Raw genomic sequence first — 16,518 nt, 5'->3', positions numbered from 1 at the left:
GGTGTCATCGTAGAGTGTTGTCCAGAAGATGAATGTGGGCAAATGGGCGACTAGCGATGGGATTGGGCCAATAGCAGATTACATATATCAATTATGTAATTAAAGTAATTTAATATTTCCTTTGTAGCTCGTTATTTAATTCGCAGCCATTATCTCGAAATGAATAAGAGTGCTGTTACTTAAATACGGAAAAATTTATTAAATACGAAGTGGTGCCAGAAAACATTATTGATATATGTAATGCATAGTGACCAATAAAACAGATCGCGAACCATGAAATAAGAATGCTATCATTCACATCAGACGCGGCAGGCAACTGCTGGCACACGCATATCCCCCCGGAGCAACTGATGAACAACGACATTCCGCTTAAATATTATGATATCGCCGACGAGTACGCGACCGAGGCCGCAAAGCCGGTGAGCGACACAGAACGTGACGCGCTGGCGCACTACTTCCAGCAGTTGATTACCCGTTTGATGAACAACGAAGAGATCAGCGAAGAAGCGCAGCAGGAGATGGCAACCGTGGCCGGTGTCGACGCTCAGCGTATCGATGATATCGCGGAGTTCCTCAATCGTTGGGGTAACGAGTAGCCAAAGGTATGGCCTGTGTTTTACACTGCGCGCAAATTGAGTAGGTATACTCTACGAGTAATAGGTTTAATCAGGCGGAAACAGCAATGAACGGAACAATCACAACGTGGTTTAAAGATAAAGGCTTTGGATTTATCAAAGATGAAAACGGCGACAATCGCTATTTTCATGTGATTAAGGTTGCTAATCCTGAGCTGATCAAGAAAGACGCGGCGGTGACTTTTGAGCCCACCACCAATAACAAAGGCTTGTCTGCCTACGCGGTAAAAGTCATACCAGACAGCAAGTACATCTATATCGCAGGCGAGCGTCTGAAGCTCACCTCGATCAAGTCATTCCTGGTCTACAGTGAAGAAGTCCCTGTAGAGACCCGTATCGACAAAGAAAATGCAGTGCTGTCTGTCGGCGTGCTGATGAACAGCATCCGACCAAAATCAGACGTGAAGCCTGGTGAAATGCGCACGCTGAAAAAGCTGGCTATCACCACCTTCCAGGGCACGACGCTGATTTTCTCGGAAGATGAAATCGACATCGACGAGACGGTGAAACTGCTTAAGGTCTGAAACCTTTCGGACTAAATGAAAACCGGAACGCTGCTCTTTTCAGAGTGGGTTTCGGTTTTTTTTGAGTCAAAAACTAACGTCAGGGTTTACGCTTTCTGCAATAAATCCCATCGATTGCCATAGAGATCCTCAAAGACTACCACGGTACCATACTCTTCTTCTCTGGGAGCTTCGCAGAACTTAACACCAGCTGTCTTCATTGTATTGTAATCACGCCAGAAATCATCAGTTTGCAGAAACAGGAAGACCCGCCCGCCACACTGGTTACCGATGAACGCTTCCTGAGTTTCATTAGCAGCCCTGGAGAGTAGCAAATGACAATCACTGTCCGGGTTCGGCGATACCACAACCCAACGTTTCCCCGGCTGCGGAGTATCTTCAACCAGGGTAAAACCGAGTTTGTTGGTGTAATAATCAATAGCTCTGTCGTAATCATCGACAACAATCGAAATCAATCCCAGACATTTTTTATGCTTTTTCAATATGTTCTCCTGCATAAAGTTAATATTAGTGAGGGTTCACTACGCCATCCATCAATATGTAACGTGCTTCCTGTCGCGTATATTGATCAATTAACGGTACAAGTCGTCGGAAATGCTCACTGGCACAATGTTCATCGAGAGCCGCGTGGTTTGGCCATTCTTCGATAAAAATAAAATGACCCGGATCTTTTTCATCAATATAGAGGTCGTAAGCAATACAATGCGGTTCTTTCTTCGTTGCCGATATTAGCTCTCGATACAACGGGAGAACGGTTTCAATAAACTCAGGTTTGATGAAATCCTCAGCAATGACCTTTAACATGCAGCCTCCTGGCAGAAAACGAATGCACACTATGTAATGAAGATTTTTTTGGGCAAGACGTCACAAAGTTATATCGGCCGGTTAGTGAATTATGCCAGCTATCAATCAGATGATCCGCATAACTGTGATCTACTTCACCTCCCGGCCACCAAAATCTCCTGCGACTCGACGCCGTCCTCAATCTGTTTCGCCACCTTTTGTAAGGCCGGAAGATGCTTTTCCGCGGCCTGTTCGATGGTCATGGCGCTGGCCATATACACCAGATTCAGGCAGCCGATCACTCGCTGTTCGCTACGGATGGGGACGGCGATAGAAGCGATTTTCTCCTCCTGATCCCAGCCGCGAAAGTTCTGGCCAAAACCGTCTTTTCGCGCCCGGGTTAAAATGGCATTGAGCTTCAGCGGTTCGCGCGCAAGCTGGAACTCTTCTCCTGGTCGGGAGGCCAGCATTTCAATAAGTTCCTGACGTTCATTCTCCGGACAGAATGCCAGCCAGGTCAGGCCGGATGCGGTTTTCAGCAATGGCAAACGACGCCCGACCATCGCCCGGTGAAACGACAGGCGGCTGAAGCGGTGGGTTGTTTCACGTACCACCATCGCGTCCACATCCAGCGTGGAAACGTCGGTCGGCCAGATGACCTCGCGCAGCAAATCCCCCAGCAGCGGGGCGGCGAGTGCGGAAATCCACTGCTCGTCACGAAATCCCTCGCTGAGCTGGCGGACTTTAATGGTTAAGCGAAAGCTGTCATCGGACAGGCTGCGCCGAACGTAACCCTCATCCTGCAGGGTTTCCAGCAGCCGTCTGACCGTGGTGCGATGCAGGCCGCTTAACTCAGCAAGTAAGCCAACACTGGCCCCACCATCGAGCCGGTTTAACATATTTAATAACATTAATCCGCGCGTTAATCCGCGTACGGTTTTGTACTCAGCGCTCTCGTCATTTTTCATATTCATTGACAAATCTACAGGTAAAACAACGTTGTGCACTTGGTGCACATCCAGGCATGTTTTGATTGTAGCGCAAAAACTCACTCCTATACTGACCGCACAACAAAAAATTATTCACATATTTTTAACAAAACAGATTGCGCCTCACCAGGGTCCGCAATTGCGTTTTGTCCGAGTCGTGAGGTTCTGAAATGACAACAAAAAACCCGGATATCCAACCCGCTGTGCAGCACACCGTGCAGGTGGCGATTGCCGGTGCCGGTCCGGTGGGGCTAATGATGGCCAACTATCTTGGCCAGATGGGCATTGAGGTATTGGTAGTGGAGAAGCTCGACACGCTGATCGACTATCCCCGAGCCATTGGCATTGACGATGAAGCGTTGCGCACCATGCAGTCTGTGGGGCTGGTCGAGCGCGTTTTGCCGCACACCACGCCGTGGCACGCGATGCGCTTTCTCACGCCGAAAGGCCGCTGCTTTGCTGATATCCAGCCGATGACCGACGAATTTGGCTGGTCGCGCCGCAATGCGTTTATTCAACCACAGGTGGATGCGGTGATGCTGGAAGGGCTGTCGCGTTTTCCCAACGTGCGCTGCCTGTTCTCCCGCGAACTGGAGGCCTTCAGCCAGCAAAACGGCGAAGTGACGCTGAATCTGAAAACGCCGGACGGTCAACGTGAAACGGTGAAGGCCCAGTGGCTGGTGGCCTGCGACGGCGGCGGCAGTAACGTCAGACGCTCGCTGAATGTGCCGTTTGAAGGCAAAACCGCGCCGAATCAGTGGATTGTGGTGGATATCGCCAACGATCCGCTCAGCACACCGCATGTGTATCTGTGCTGCGATCCGGTGCGCCCGTATGTCTCCGCTGCGCTGCCGCACGCGGTGCGTCGCTTTGAATTTATGGTGATGCCGGGGGAAACCGAAGCGCAGCTCAGTGAACCGCAGAATATGCGTCAGCTTTTGAGCAAAGTGCTGCCGAACCCAGACAACGTCGAACTGATCCGCCAGCGCGTGTATACCCATAACGCCCGTCTGGCCGAACGTTTTCGCATTGACCGCGTGCTGCTGGCGGGCGATGCGGCGCACATTATGCCGGTCTGGCAGGGGCAGGGGTACAACAGCGGCATGCGCGATGCTTTCAATCTGGCGTGGAAACTGGCGCTGGTCATTAAGGGCAAAGCCGGTGATGAGCTGCTGGATACCTACCAGCAGGAACGCCGCGACCACGCCAAAGCGATGATCGATCTCTCCGTGACCGCTGGCAACGTGCTGGCGCCGCCAAAACGCTGGCACGGCGCGGTGCGCGACGGGGTTTCCTGGCTGCTGAATTATATTCCGCCGGTCAAACGCTACTTCCTCGAAATGCGCTTTAAGCCGATGCCGCAATACCATGTTGGAGCACTGGTGCGTGAGGGTGACGCGAGAACGTCTCCGGTCGGCAAGATGTTTATCCAGCCGAAGGTGACGCTGGAATCGGGTGAAGTGACGCTGCTCGACAACGTTATTGGACCGAATTTCGCGGTGATTGGCTGGGGCTGTAACCCGCTGTGGGGCATGAGCGAGGCGCAGATCCAACAGTGGCAGGCGCTGGGGACGCGTTTTATCCAGGTCGTGCCGGACACGCAGATTCATACCGATCAGGATAACCACGACGGCGTTACCCGCATTGGTGATACGCAAAACCGCCTGCGCGCGTGGTTTGCCCAGCACAACGCCGCGCTGGTGGTAATGCGCCCGGACCGCTTCGTGGCCGCCATCGCCATTCCGCAAACCCTGGGCAGCACCCTGAATAAACTGGCGTCGGTGATGACACTTACCCGCGCTACTGCCGATATTCCTGTTGAAAAGGTGGCCTGATATGCACGCTTATCTTCACTGTCTTTCCCACTCGCCGCTGGTGGGGTACGTCGACCCGGCGCAGACCGTGCTCGACGAGGTTAACGGCGTGATCGCCAGCGCCCGGGCGCGTATTGCGGCGTTCGACCCGGAACTGGTAGTGCTGTTTGCCCCCGATCACTACAACGGTTTTTTCTACGACGTGATGCCGCCGTTCTGCTTAGGCGTGGGAGCCACGGCGATCGGCGATTTCGGCAGCGCGGCGGGGGAGCTGCCGGTGCCGACAGATCTCGCTGAAGCCTGCGCCCACGCGGTGATGAAAAGCGGCATTGATCTTGCCGTGTCCTACAACATGCAGGTCGATCACGGCTTCGCGCAGCCGCTGGAGTTTTTGCTCGGCGGTCTGGATAAGGTGCCGGTGCTGCCGGTGTTTATTAACGGCGTCGCCACGCCGCTGCCGGGCTTTCAGCGTACCCGCATGCTCGGTGAAGCGATTGGCCGTTTCGCCAGCTCGCTGAATAAGCGCGTGCTGTTTTTAGGCTCCGGTGGTCTATCGCATCAACCGCCGGTCCCGGAGCTGGCGAAGGCTGATGCCCATATGCGTGACCGCCTGCTCGGCAGCGGCAAACAGTTACCTGAAAACGAGCGCGAGCTGCGCCAGCAGCGGGTGATCAGCGCCGCCGAGAAGTTCGTGGCCGATCAAAACACGCTGCACCCGCTTAACCCCGTCTGGGATAACCGCTTTATGACCCTGCTTGAGCAGGGGCGTTTGCAGGAGTTGGACGCGGTCAGTAACGAAGAGCTGTCCGTGATGGCGGGCAAATCAACGCACGAAGTGAAAACCTGGGTTGCCGCCTTTGCCGCCATTTCTGCCTTTGGTAGTTGGCGCAGCGAAGGTCGTTATTACCGCCCGATCCCGGAGTGGATCGCCGGATTCGGCTCCCTGAGCGCTACCACACAGAACTGAAACAGAACTGAATATGCAGGAGAACATCATGACTTACCAACCGCAAACCGAAGCCGCTACCAGTCGTTTTCTGGAGGTGCAGGAAGCAGGCGAAACACTACGCGTGCATTTCAATGACTGTGGACAGGGCGAAGAGACCGTCGTGCTGCTGCACGGCTCCGGTCCTGGCGCGACGGGCTGGGCAAACTTCAGCTGCAATATTGATCCGCTGGTACAGGCCGGATACCGGGTGATCCTGCTGGATTGTCCAGGCTGGGGCAAAAGCGATGGGATCGTTAACCGCGGTTCGCGATCTGATCTCAACGCTCGCATTCTGAAAAGCGTGGTCGATCAATTGGATATTCAAACAGTCCACCTGCTGGGTAACTCGATGGGCGGTCACAGTGCTGTGGCGTTTACCCTGAGCTGGCCGGAGCGCGTGGGCAAACTGGTGTTAATGGGCGGCGGAACGGGCGGCATGAGTCTGTTTACCCCGATGCCGACCGAAGGTATCAAACGCCTGAATCAGCTGTACCGCGAGCCGACCATCGAGAACCTGAAGCTGATGATGGAGATCTTTGTCTTCGACACCAGCGACCTGACCGAGGCATTGTTTGAGGCACGCCTGAATAACATGCTGTCGCGTCGCGATCACCTGGAAAACTTTGTCCAGAGTCTGGAGGCCAACCCGAAACAGTTCCCGGATTTCAGCCCGCGTCTGGGTGAAATCAAAGCCCAGACCCTGATTGTCTGGGGACGCAATGACCGCTTTGTGCCGATGGATGCCGGTCTGCGCCTGCTCTCCGGAATTGCCGGTTCTGAGCTGCATATCTACCGCGACTGCGGACACTGGGCGCAGTGGGAGCATGCGGATGCCTTTAACCAGCTGGTGCTGAACTTCCTCGCACGCCCTTAAGGAACGGACATGACGAATCATAATCTTGAGCAGCTGGCCGCCGATTTACGTCAGGCTGAAGAAAAAGGGGAAGCCATCGCCCCAGTGCGTGAATTGATTGGTGTGGATAACGCCGAAGCGGCCTACGCCATTCAACGCATCAACGTGCAGTATGAAGTGGCGCGCGGGCGTCGCGTGGTCGGGCGCAAAGTAGGGCTGACACACCCGAAAGTGCAGCAGCAGCTTGGCGTCGATCAGCCGGACTTCGGTACGCTGTTTGCCGACATGTGCTACGGCGATAACGACACCATTGCGTTTGAGCGCGTGCTGCAACCGCGTATTGAAGCGGAAATCGCGCTGGTGCTGAACCGCGATCTGCCCAATGCCGACACTACTTTTGACGAGCTGTATAACGCCATCGAGTGGGTGCTGCCCGCGCTGGAAGTGGTCGGCAGCCGTATCCGTGACTGGTCAATCAAGTTTGTTGATACCGTGGCGGATAACGCCTCCTGCGGGGTGTATGTGGTCGGCGGCCCGGCACAGCGTCCGGCAGGATTAGATCTGAAAAACTGCGCGATGAAAATGACGCGCAATAACGAAGAAGTGTCCAGCGGGCGCGGCAGCGAATGCCTGGGACATCCCATCAACGCCGCCGTTTGGCTGGCGCGCAAAATGGCCAGCCTCGGCGAGCCGCTGCGTGCCGGAGATATCATTCTCACCGGAGCGTTAGGCCCGATGGTGGCGGTGAATGCGGGCGATCGTTTCGAGGCCCATATCGACGGTATTGGTTCAGTTACCGCCACCTTTTCAGCGGCGGTTACAAAAGGAAGTCAGTCATGAGTAAGCGTAAAGTCGCCATTATCGGCTCCGGCAACATCGGTACCGATTTGATGATAAAAATTCTGCGTCACGGCGTACATCTGGAAATGGCGGTGATGGTCGGTATCGATCCAGATTCTGATGGTCTGGCGCGTGCCCGACGCATGGGCGTTGCCACCACCCATGAAGGGGTGACAGGGCTTATCGCCATGCCGGAATTCGCCGACATCGACATTGTTTTTGATGCCACCAGCGCAGGCGCGCATGTGAAGAACGACGCCGCGCTGCGCGCCGTTAAACCAGCGATCCGCCTGATCGACCTGACCCCCGCGGCAATCGGCCCGTACTGCGTGCCTGTGGTGAATCTGGAGGCCAACGTTGATCAGCAGAACGTTAATATGGTGACCTGCGGCGGGCAGGCGACTATCCCGATGGTGGCGGCAGTTTCTCGCGTGGCAAAAGTCCATTACGCCGAAATTATCGCCTCGATCGCCAGTAAATCTGCGGGTCCTGGCACGCGCGCTAATATCGATGAGTTTACCGAAACCACCTCGAAGGCGATTGAAGTGGTTGGCGGGGCGGCAAAAGGTAAAGCGATTATCGTCCTTAACCCGGCCGAGCCGCCGCTGATGATGCGCGACACGGTGTATGTGCTGAGCGAAGCGGCCTCTGAGGTTGAAGTTGAAGCATCGATTAATGAGATGGCGGCGGCGGTGCAGGCGTACGTGCCGGGCTATCGTCTGAAACAGCGTGTCCAGTTTGAAGTCATCCCGCAGGATAAACCGGTCAATCTGCCGGGCATCGGTCAGTTCTTCGGGCTGAAAACCGCGGTGTATCTGGAAGTGGAAGGCGCGGCGCACTATTTACCTGCCTATGCGGGCAACCTCGACATTATGACCTCCAGCGCGCTGGCGACCGCTGAGAAAATGGCGCAGTCCCTCACTCGTCAGGCAGGAGAAGCAGCATGAACGGTAAAAAACTCTATATCTCTGACGTGACCCTGCGCGACGGCATGCACGCCATTCGTCATCAATATTCGCTGGAAAACGTGCGCCAGATTGCCAAAGCGCTGGACGACGCGAGGGTGGATTCCATTGAGGTGGCGCACGGCGACGGTCTGCAGGGTTCCAGTTTTAACTATGGCTTTGGTGCGCACAGCGACCTGGAGTGGATTGAAGCGGCGGCGGACGTGCTCAAGCACGCCAAGATCGCCACGCTGCTGTTGCCGGGCATCGGCACGATTCATGACCTGAAAAATGCGTATCAGGCTGGGGCGCGCGTTGTGCGTGTGGCGACCCACTGCACCGAAGCGGACGTGTCGGCCCAGCATATTCAGTATGCGCGTGAACTGGGCATGGACACCGTCGGCTTTCTGATGATGAGTCATATGACCACGCCGGAAAACCTCGCACAGCAGGCGAAACTGATGGAAAACTACGGTGCGACCTGTATCTATGTGGTCGATTCAGGCGGGGCGATGAACATGTCTGATATTCGCGCCCGCTTCCGCGCCTTGAAAGCGGTGCTGAAGCCGGAAACAGAAACCGGGATGCACGCCCACCACAACCTGAGCCTTGGTGTGGCGAACTCGATTGCTGCGGTAGAAGAGGGTTGTGATCGTATCGATGCCAGTCTGGCCGGTATGGGCGCAGGCGCAGGCAACGCGCCGCTGGAGGTATTTATCGCCGCGGCGGATAAGCTTGGCTGGCAGCACGGCACCGATCTGTATGCGCTGATGGACGCCGCCGACGATCTGGTGCGTCCGCTGCAGGACCGCCCGGTGCGGGTGGACCGCGAAACGCTGGCGCTGGGCTATGCTGGGGTGTACTCCAGCTTCCTGCGCCACTGCGAAGTGGCGGCGGCGCGTTATGGCCTGAGCGCGGTAGATATTCTGGTTGAACTGGGCAAACGCCGGATGGTGGGCGGCCAGGAAGATATGATCGTCGACGTGGCGTTGGATCTGCGCAACAGAAAATAAAAATGATTACGCGGCTGGCAACGTATCAGCCGCGATTCACCTGCATCGTGACCTCAGAGGTACATCTTATGGCTACCCGTACCCCCGCATCCTCATCCCGCCTGACGTTGACCGTCGGGCTGTGTTTTTTAGTCGCCCTGATGGAAGGGCTGGATTTACAGGCCGCTGGGATCGCTGCCGTCGGTATCGCCCATGCGTTTGCATTGGATAAAATGCAGATGGGCTGGATCTTCAGCGCGGGCATTCTTGGGCTGCTGCCCGGCGCGCTGGTGGGCGGCATGCTGGCCGATCGCTATGGCCGCAAACGCATTCTTATTGCCTCCGTGGCGCTGTTCGGCCTGTTCTCACTGGCAACAGCGATATCCTGGGATTTCTCATCGCTGGTGTTTGCTCGCCTGATGACCGGTGTTGGGTTGGGTGCGGCGTTGCCGAATCTGATCGCGCTGACTTCTGAGGCGGCGGGCCCGCGTTTTCGTGGGACGGCGGTGAGCCTGATGTACTGCGGTGTGCCGATTGGCGCGGCGCTGGCGGCAGCGCTCGGGTTTAGCGGTCTGGCCTCTGCCTGGCAAACCGTGTTCTGGGTCGGCGGGGTGATCCCGCTGCTGCTGGTTCCGCTGTTAATGCGCTGGCTGCCGGAATCACAGGTTTATACCCAACAAACGCAGGTGGCTGCCGCGCCGCTGCGCGCTCTGTTTGCGCCAACCACCGCGACAGCCACGCTGCTGCTGTGGCTGTGCTATTTCTTCACCCTGCTGGTGGTGTATATGCTGATCAACTGGCTGCCGATGCTGCTGGTCGAGCAGGGCTTTCAGCCCTCGCAGGCAGCAGGAGTGATGTTTGCTCTGCAAATCGGCGCGGCCAGCGGGACGTTAATTCTCGGGGCGTTGATGGACAAACTGCGTCCGGTGGTGATGTCACTTTTGATCTACACCGGGATGCTGGCATCACTGCTGGCGCTGGGCACGGTATCGTCATTGAGCGGCATGCTGATGGCGGGATTTGTGGCGGGGATGTTTGCCACCGGTGGGCAAAGCGTGTTGTATGCGCTGGCACCGTTGTTTTACAGCACGCAGATCCGCGCCACCGGCGTGGGAACCGCCGTCGCCGTCGGTCGTCTGGGCGCGATGAGTGGTCCGTTGCTGGCAGGAAAAATGTTAGCGCTCGGCACCGGAACGGTAGGGGTGATGGCGGCTTCTGCGCCGGGGATATTGCTGGCAGGGCTGGCGGTATTTATTCTGATGAGCCGCAAATCGCAGATGCCGATCCCTGCCAGCGGTGCTTAAGCGCTCATTCGGTAGTATGAGCTGGGAGATACGGTTCCCACTTCCGGGTGAACGCCAGTCGGTGAGGACGTTGCCAGAGTTTACATAAAGCCTAGCAACGGAGGCGTTATGAGCTGGCGGCCTTTTTTGTATTTGATTATTAATCCCCATCCGATATTAAGCGCCCGGCGCGGGCATCTGCGCCTGGTGCAGGGTTGACTTTGCATTCTGTTAACAAACGCGGTATAACAAACCTTCTTTGGATGTTTAGATGTCCATACGTTTAGAAGGTTATATGCAAACAACACAACAAAATGCGCCACTGAAGCGCACAATGAAAACGCGTCACCTGATAATGCTCTCCTTAGGCGGCGTGATTGGCACAGGGTTATTCTTCAATACCGGGTACATCATCTCCACTACCGGGGCGGCGGGAACGCTGCTGGCTTATCTGATTGGCGCGCTGGTGGTCTGGTTGGTTATGCAGTGTCTGGGCGAGCTGTCGGTCGCGATGCCGGAGACCGGGGCGTTTCACGTCTATGCTGCGCGTTATCTCGGCCCCGCAACGGGATATACCGTGGCCTGGCTCTACTGGCTGACCTGGACTGTAGCGCTGGGTTCGAGTTTTACCGCCGCCGGATTCTGTATGCAGTACTGGTTTCCACAGGTGCCGGTTTGGGTCTGGTGTGTGGTGTTCTGCGCGATTATTTTTGGCCTGAACGTCATCTCCACGCGCTTTTTTGCCGAAGGGGAGTTCTGGTTCTCGCTGGTAAAAGTGGTCACTATCATCGCCTTTATCATCCTCGGTGGGGCGGCGATTTTTGGTTTTATCCCGATGCAGGATGGCTCACCCGCGCCTGGACTGAGTAATATCACGGCAGAAGGCTGGTTCCCACACGGTGGCTTACCGATCCTGATGACGATGGTGGCGGTGAATTTTGCTTTTTCGGGAACCGAGCTTATCGGTATTGCCGCCGGAGAAACAGAAAACCCGCGCAAGGTCATTCCGGTAGCGATTCGTACCACTATCGCGCGACTGATTATTTTCTTTATCGGCACCGTGTTTGTGCTGGCGGCGCTGATCCCGATGCAGCAGGCGGGCGTGGAGAAAAGCCCGTTTGTGCTGGTGTTTGAGAAGGTGGGGATTCCTTACGCCGCCGATATTTTTAACTTCGTGATCCTGACGGCTATTCTATCCGCGGCGAACTCCGGGCTGTATGCCTCCGGGCGCATGCTGTGGTCGCTGTCAAATGAACGTACGCTACCGGCCTGTTTTGCGCGAGTAACGAAAAATGGCGTGCCGCTGACGGCGCTGTCGGTCAGTATGCTCGGTGGTGTGCTGGCGCTGTTTTCCAGCGTGGTGGCCCCGGATACGGTATTTGTCGCGCTGTCGGCAATCTCCGGATTTGCGGTGGTGGCGGTGTGGCTGAGCATTTGTGCTTCACACTTCGTCTTTCGCCGCCGTCATCTGCAGCAGGGTAAGGCATTGAGTGAATTGCATTATCGCGCGCCGTGGTATCCGCTGGTGCCGGTACTGGGATTTGTGCTGTGTCTGGTGGCTTGTGTCGGGCTGGCATTCGATCCAGCGCAGAGAATTGCGCTGTGGTGCGGGTTACCGTTTGTGGCAGTGTGTTATGGTGCTTATTTCCTTACTCAACCGCGTAAAGCCAAACAGGAGCCCGAACATGTCGCAGAATAATCCGTTAAGCGCCATCCTCGATAAACAGGATTTCCTGCTGCTCGATGGTGCGATGGCGACGGAGCTGGAAGCGCGTGGCTGTAACTTAGCCGATAGCCTGTGGTCAGCCAAAGTGCTGGTCGAAAATCCGGAGCTTATCCGCGAAGTCCATCTCGATTACTACCGGGCGGGGGCGCAATGCGCGATCACCGCTAGCTATCAGGCTACGCCGGCGGGCTTTGCCGCGCGAGATCTGGATGAAGCGCAGTCGAAAGCGCTGATTGGCAAAAGCGTGGAGCTGGCGCGTAAAGCCCGTGAAGCGTATCTGGCAGAGAACCCGCAGGCGGGCACGCTGCTGGTAGCAGGATCGGTCGGGCCTTACGGCGCGTATCTGGCGGATGGTTCTGAATACCGTGGTGATTACCAACGTAGCGCTGAAGAGTTTCAGGCGTTTCACCGCCCGCGCGTGGAAGCCTTGCTGGATGCCGGGGCCGATCTGTTAGCCTGTGAAACCTTGCCAAATTTTGCCGAAATTAGCGCGCTGGCTGAGTTATTGACCGCATATCCGCGTGCGCGGGCGTGGTTCTCATTTACCCTGCGTGACAGCGAGCACCTGAGCGACGGCACGCCGCTGCGTGACGTGGTTGCGTTGCTGGCGGATTATCCGCAGGTGGTGGCGCTAGGTATTAACTGCATTGCGCTGGAAAACACCACCGCTGCGTTGCAGCATTTACACAGTTTAACGGCGCTGCCGCTGGTAGTGTATCCGAACTCGGGCGAGCAGTATGATGCCGTGAGCAAAACCTGGCATCATCACGGTGGGCATTGTGCGCATCTGGCGGATTATCTGCCGCAGTGGCAGGCCGCTGGCGCACGGTTGATTGGCGGGTGCTGTCGCACCACGCCGAAAGATATTGCCGCGCTAAAAGCGCGAAGCTGAGAGTTTATCGGGCCTACTTCGTTCAATGTAGGCCCGATAAGCGCAGCGCATCAGGCATTGCCGGATGGTGGCACAAGCGCCTTATCCGGCCTACAAAGCCACAAAACGTTATGCCGCATCCGCCAGAACAAACATGCCGTACGGATGGATTTCGAGATAATACTGCTCGCCTACGTCCGGCTGTAAACGCGTAGCGTTGACCTGCAATAAGATCTCCTGCCCGTGCCATTCCACCGTGACTTCATACTGGGGGCCCATATAGGCCACGTGGCGGATCACGCAGCGCTGACTCTCTTCGCCGCGATCGCTAAGCGTGATCGCTTCCGGGCGCACGCCGACCATGCCTTCGCCTTGCGTATCAAAGTGCAGCGGGCGCGGCAGGTGGTAGCCGTAGATATCAACGTATTGGTCACCGAAGGTGGCCGGGAACAGGTTGGCGTCACCCATAAAACTTGCCATAAAGCGCGAGGCGGGCTGGCGGTAAAGATCCTGCGGTGAACCGATCTGCATGATGTGCCCCTTGTTCATCACCAGCACGGTATCGGAAACCGCAAAGGCTTCGCTCTGATCGTGGGTGACGTACAGCGAGGTGATATCAAACTGCTTTTGCAGTTCGCGGATCTTGTCGCGCATGCTGCGACGCAGGTTGGCGTCGAGGTTACTCAACGGCTCATCAAACAGCAGCACTTTCGGCTTGAGGATCAACGCGCGGGCCAGCGCTACGCGCTGCTGCTGACCGCCGGAGATCTGATCAACATAGCGCTCTTCGAATCCTTCCAGATCGACCATCGCCAGTGCCTCTTTGACACGGGTTTTCACCTCAGCGCGGGATACGCCGAGCATCTTCAGGCCGTAACCAACGTTCTCTCCCAGCGACATATGCGGGAACAGGGCATAGGACTGAAACACCATACAGATATCACGCTGCTGAATTGAGCGATGGGTGACGTCTTCGCCATCAATGAAAATCTGCCCTTCGCTCGGTTTTTCCAGCCCGGCGACCAGGCGCAAAATGGTGGTTTTGCCACAACCGGACGGGCCGAGCAGCGTCACCATTTGCCCCTGTGGGATGGTGAGGTTGATATTGTCGATTACCGTATTACTGCCAAATCGTTTGGTGACGTTGCGCAGTTCAACGAAATTTTTCTGAGTCATAGTGCGCTCCATTACGCCTGGTTTTTGGCTTTTGAACGGGAGGTACGTGATTCACCGATCAGCCAGTCAAAGATGAAAATAATCGCCAGCATCACCACGATCAGAATGGAACCGTAGGCAATCGCCACACCGTATTCGCCATCTTCCACGCGGTTCAGGATGTAGGCCGTGGCCACGCGGGTATCCGGCGTGACGAGGAACACAATGGCGCTGACGGTGGTAATGGCGCGCACAAAGCTGTAAATCAGCGCCGAAAGGATCGCCGGGCGTAGCAGCGGCAGCAGGATATGCGTAATGGTACGCAGCGAACCGGCGCGCAGGCTGAGCGAGGCTTCATCCAGTGATTTATCGATCTGGCCTAAGCCCGCGATACCCGCGCGAATGCCGACCGGGACGTTACGCATTACCATCGAGATAATGACAATCGCCGCCGTACCAGTGAGGTACACCGGGGCGCTGTTAAAGGCCAGAATGTACGATACGCCCGCGACGGTGCCTGGAACGGCAAAGCACAGCATGGTGGTGAACTCGATGGTCTTCTTGCCCTTAAACTGTTGGCGCACGACTACCCAGGCGATCAGCAGACCGAAGATGGCGGTGATCGGCGCGGCAATACCGGCGTAGAGCAGGGTGTCGAGCAGTGAAGGCCATGCGCCGTCGCTCATCCCCTGACCGAACAGTTTGGTAAAGTTCGCTAACGTCAGGGTGTAGTCCACGCCCCAGTTAACGGTGAAACTGCCGTAGAAAATGCTGCCGTACAACAGGGCGTTAAAGGCAATCCACACCGCCAGCAGCGCGACCACGCTCCATACCAGCGTCACAGGTAACGGCTGCACGTCGCCCCGGTAGGATTTACCGGAAACGGTGACGTATGAGCGTTTACCAATCCACATATATTGCACGCAGAACACCAGCAGTGAGAACAGCAGCAGGAAGGCACCCAGCGTACTGGCGGCCTGGTAGTCGAGCTGCGAACCGGTGATGTAGAAGTAGATTTGCGTTGCCAGCACGTCGAAGTTACCGCCGAGCACCAGCGGGTTACTAAAGTCAGCCAGCGACTGCACAACCACAATCAAAAAGGCGTTCGCCAGCGCTGGTTTCAGCAGCGGGACAAACACGCCGTTAAAGGTCTGCCAGCGGCTGGCACGCAGGGTGTATGATGCTTCTTCCAGCGACGGATGAATGGTTTTGATTGCTCCGTCGAGGATCATAAACGCCATCGGAGTGAAGGCCAGCACCTGCGCCAGCCAGATGCCGGTAAAACCGTACAGCCAGTTGGTGTTGGTTAAGCCAAACCATTCGACCATAAATTCGGTGATGTAGCCGGAGCGTCCCATCATCAGCGTGACGCCTAAACCCACGACAAACGGCGGGGTGACGATCGGCAAAATCGAGAAGATACGTCCGATTATGGCGCTGCGTCTGGCGATCCGGGTAGTATAGATAGCCAGTACCAGACCAAAGAAGGTACAGCCGACGCCGACGGCAATCGACAGCATAATCGAGTTGAGGATCACCTGAATGATATGTGCCTGCGACAGCACATTCATAAACGCCAGCGGGGCAAATTCCCCGGCGTCGTTGGTGAACATCGGAATAAAAATAGCGATACTCGGCCAGACGATAAAAATACCGATTAGCGCGACAATCGCGGTGAGCGAACCGATGACGAAACGGTCGCCGCCCAGCCATTCCAGACGGGTGAGCGCCAGGGTCATGATCGCGCCAAGTGCCACAAACAACACAATGGTGGCATAGCCTAAGCCGCGCCCCTCAAGAGTCGCGCTGGCGACGATAAACGCCATACAGAAAAAAGCCCAGCCCGCATCAAGATAATGGCGGCCGCGCTGTTCGCGCCTGGCCTCATGGAACGGACGCACCAGTAGCAGGCTCGGCAGCAGATACCATAACCAACTGATATTGAACTGTGACCAGCCGTAGGCGGCGAGTATTTCCTCGCCTGTCGACTCCAGCAGACCGTAGTCCAGGCTCCAGCTTGGCAACAGGGCAAACGCCAGCCAGCCAAGCAAAACCCAAAGAAATATCGCATCCCGTTTTTTCACGGGATGGAGTGCAAGTGTGTGTGACATAGCGGTTCCG

16 protein-coding genes are annotated in these 16,518 nt (G+C 56.2%); 11 read left to right on the top strand and 5 right to left on the bottom strand.

All coding sequences use genetic code 11. The features are described from left to right. The first annotated feature begins 350 nt into the window (after positions 1–350). Both SK33_RS18020 and SK33_RS18015 read left to right on the top strand, forming a co-directional pair. Entirely contained in the window at positions 351–596 is a 246-nt protein-coding gene (locus SK33_RS18020; RefSeq protein WP_003021350.1) for a YmjA family protein, read from the top strand. A gap of 86 nt (positions 597–682) precedes the next feature. Further along, positions 683–1,159: a cold-shock protein gene (locus SK33_RS18015; RefSeq protein ID WP_003021353.1), complete on the top strand. Its 477-nt coding sequence runs from the start codon at positions 683–685 to the stop codon at positions 1,157–1,159. An 86-nt stretch (positions 1,160–1,245) separates the two neighbouring features. Here the strand turns inward: SK33_RS18015 and SK33_RS18010 are convergent, their stop codons facing one another. From SK33_RS18010 to SK33_RS18000, 3 genes are all read right to left on the bottom strand, one after another. Next, positions 1,246–1,656, bottom strand: a complete 411-nt coding sequence (locus SK33_RS18010) for a VOC family protein (protein WP_390888938.1) — start codon at positions 1,654–1,656, stop codon at positions 1,246–1,248. Between the two features lie 10 nt (positions 1,657–1,666). Next, complete coding sequence (locus tag SK33_RS18005) at positions 1,667–1,963, bottom strand: putative quinol monooxygenase (RefSeq protein WP_048219528.1); 297 nt, start codon at positions 1,961–1,963, stop codon at positions 1,667–1,669. Positions 1,964–2,097: 134 nt separating this feature from the next. Further along, entirely contained in the window at positions 2,098–2,910 is an 813-nt protein-coding gene (locus SK33_RS18000) for a DNA-binding transcriptional regulator (protein WP_048219970.1), read from the bottom strand. A gap of 191 nt (positions 2,911–3,101) precedes the next feature. Between SK33_RS18000 and SK33_RS17995 the strand changes: the two genes are divergently transcribed. The 9 genes from SK33_RS17995 to mmuM all read left to right on the top strand — a co-directional run bounded on the left by SK33_RS17995 (position 3,102) and on the right by mmuM (position 13,263). Then, entirely contained in the window at positions 3,102–4,766 is a 1,665-nt protein-coding gene (locus SK33_RS17995; RefSeq protein ID WP_048219526.1) for a bifunctional 3-(3-hydroxy-phenyl)propionate/3-hydroxycinnamic acid hydroxylase, read from the top strand. Position 4,767: 1 nt separating this feature from the next. Then, entirely contained in the window at positions 4,768–5,712 is a 945-nt protein-coding gene (gene mhpB, locus SK33_RS17990) for a 2,3-dihydroxyphenylpropionate/2,3-dihydroxicinnamic acid 1,2-dioxygenase (RefSeq protein WP_003021366.1), read from the top strand. 28 nt (positions 5,713–5,740) lie between these two features. Next, the gene (gene mhpC / locus SK33_RS17985; RefSeq protein ID WP_048219524.1) at positions 5,741–6,607 is read left to right on the top strand and encodes a 2-hydroxy-6-oxonona-2,4-dienedioate hydrolase; all 867 of its coding nucleotides are present in this window, start codon (positions 5,741–5,743) and stop codon (positions 6,605–6,607) included. A gap of 9 nt (positions 6,608–6,616) precedes the next feature. After that, positions 6,617–7,426 (top strand): 2-keto-4-pentenoate hydratase, encoded by an 810-nt coding sequence (gene mhpD / locus SK33_RS17980; protein WP_032936999.1) that lies wholly within the window; start codon positions 6,617–6,619, stop codon positions 7,424–7,426. Then, entirely contained in the window at positions 7,423–8,373 is a 951-nt protein-coding gene (mhpF, locus tag SK33_RS17975; protein ID WP_003021377.1) for an acetaldehyde dehydrogenase, read from the top strand. The genes mhpD and mhpF overlap by 4 nt, the downstream gene beginning before the upstream one ends. Further along, positions 8,370–9,383: a 4-hydroxy-2-oxovalerate aldolase gene (gene mhpE / locus SK33_RS17970; protein ID WP_048219522.1), complete on the top strand. Its 1,014-nt coding sequence runs from the start codon at positions 8,370–8,372 to the stop codon at positions 9,381–9,383. Before mhpF ends, mhpE begins: the two co-directional genes overlap by 4 nt. Positions 9,384–9,451: 68 nt before the next feature. Beyond that, complete coding sequence (gene mhpT / locus SK33_RS17965) at positions 9,452–10,666, top strand: 3-(3-hydroxy-phenyl)propionate transporter MhpT (protein WP_048219969.1); 1,215 nt, start codon at positions 9,452–9,454, stop codon at positions 10,664–10,666. Positions 10,667–10,940: 274 nt separating this feature from the next. Next, on the top strand, positions 10,941–12,344 hold the full coding sequence (mmuP, locus tag SK33_RS17960; RefSeq protein ID WP_044714461.1) for an S-methylmethionine permease: 1,404 nt from the start codon (positions 10,941–10,943) through the stop codon (positions 12,342–12,344). Further along, complete coding sequence (gene mmuM, locus SK33_RS17955; protein ID WP_048219520.1) at positions 12,331–13,263, top strand: homocysteine S-methyltransferase; 933 nt, start codon at positions 12,331–12,333, stop codon at positions 13,261–13,263. The genes mmuP and mmuM overlap by 14 nt, the downstream gene beginning before the upstream one ends. 108 nt (positions 13,264–13,371) lie before the next feature. Here mmuM and fbpC read toward each other — a convergent pair whose 3' ends face one another. Together fbpC and SK33_RS17945 are read right to left on the bottom strand one after the other, a co-directional pair. Then, on the bottom strand, positions 13,372–14,418 hold the full coding sequence (fbpC, locus tag SK33_RS17950) for a ferric ABC transporter ATP-binding protein (protein WP_003021390.1): 1,047 nt from the start codon (positions 14,416–14,418) through the stop codon (positions 13,372–13,374). An 11-nt stretch (positions 14,419–14,429) separates the two neighbouring features. Beyond that, entirely contained in the window at positions 14,430–16,508 is a 2,079-nt protein-coding gene (locus SK33_RS17945) for an ABC transporter permease (RefSeq protein WP_048216772.1), read from the bottom strand. Positions 16,509–16,518: the final 10 nt, after the last annotated feature.

Origin of the sequence: Citrobacter sp. MGH103, from assembly GCF_001034475.2 — a bacterium.
Classification (GTDB): domain Bacteria; phylum Pseudomonadota; class Gammaproteobacteria; order Enterobacterales; family Enterobacteriaceae; genus Citrobacter; species Citrobacter freundii.
This window is presented reverse-complemented; position numbering and strand designations above follow the sequence as displayed.

Bases quoted from the DNA above. Each gene is read 5' to 3' on its own strand.
- SK33_RS18020 (WP_003021350.1), top strand. From the start codon at position 351: ATGAACAACGACATTCCGCTTAAATATTATGATATCGCCGACGAGTAC.
- SK33_RS18015 (WP_003021353.1), top strand. From the start codon at position 683: ATGAACGGAACAATCACAACGTGGTTTAAAGATAAAGGCTTTGGATTT.
- SK33_RS18010 (WP_390888938.1), bottom strand. From the start codon at position 1,656: ATGCAGGAGAACATATTGAAAAAGCATAAAAAATGTCTGGGATTGATT.
- SK33_RS18005 (WP_048219528.1), bottom strand. From the start codon at position 1,963: ATGTTAAAGGTCATTGCTGAGGATTTCATCAAACCTGAGTTTATTGAA.
- SK33_RS18000 (WP_048219970.1), bottom strand. From the start codon at position 2,910: ATGAAAAATGACGAGAGCGCTGAGTACAAAACCGTACGCGGATTAACG.
- SK33_RS17995 (WP_048219526.1), top strand. From the start codon at position 3,102: ATGACAACAAAAAACCCGGATATCCAACCCGCTGTGCAGCACACCGTG.
- mhpB (WP_003021366.1), top strand. From the start codon at position 4,768: ATGCACGCTTATCTTCACTGTCTTTCCCACTCGCCGCTGGTGGGGTAC.
- mhpC (WP_048219524.1), top strand. From the start codon at position 5,741: ATGACTTACCAACCGCAAACCGAAGCCGCTACCAGTCGTTTTCTGGAG.
- mhpD (WP_032936999.1), top strand. From the start codon at position 6,617: ATGACGAATCATAATCTTGAGCAGCTGGCCGCCGATTTACGTCAGGCT.
- mhpF (WP_003021377.1), top strand. From the start codon at position 7,423: ATGAGTAAGCGTAAAGTCGCCATTATCGGCTCCGGCAACATCGGTACC.
- mhpE (WP_048219522.1), top strand. From the start codon at position 8,370: ATGAACGGTAAAAAACTCTATATCTCTGACGTGACCCTGCGCGACGGC.
- mhpT (WP_048219969.1), top strand. From the start codon at position 9,452: ATGGCTACCCGTACCCCCGCATCCTCATCCCGCCTGACGTTGACCGTC.
- mmuP (WP_044714461.1), top strand. From the start codon at position 10,941: ATGCAAACAACACAACAAAATGCGCCACTGAAGCGCACAATGAAAACG.
- mmuM (WP_048219520.1), top strand. From the start codon at position 12,331: ATGTCGCAGAATAATCCGTTAAGCGCCATCCTCGATAAACAGGATTTC.
- fbpC (WP_003021390.1), bottom strand. From the start codon at position 14,418: ATGACTCAGAAAAATTTCGTTGAACTGCGCAACGTCACCAAACGATTT.
- SK33_RS17945 (WP_048216772.1), bottom strand. From the start codon at position 16,508: ATGTCACACACACTTGCACTCCATCCCGTGAAAAAACGGGATGCGATA.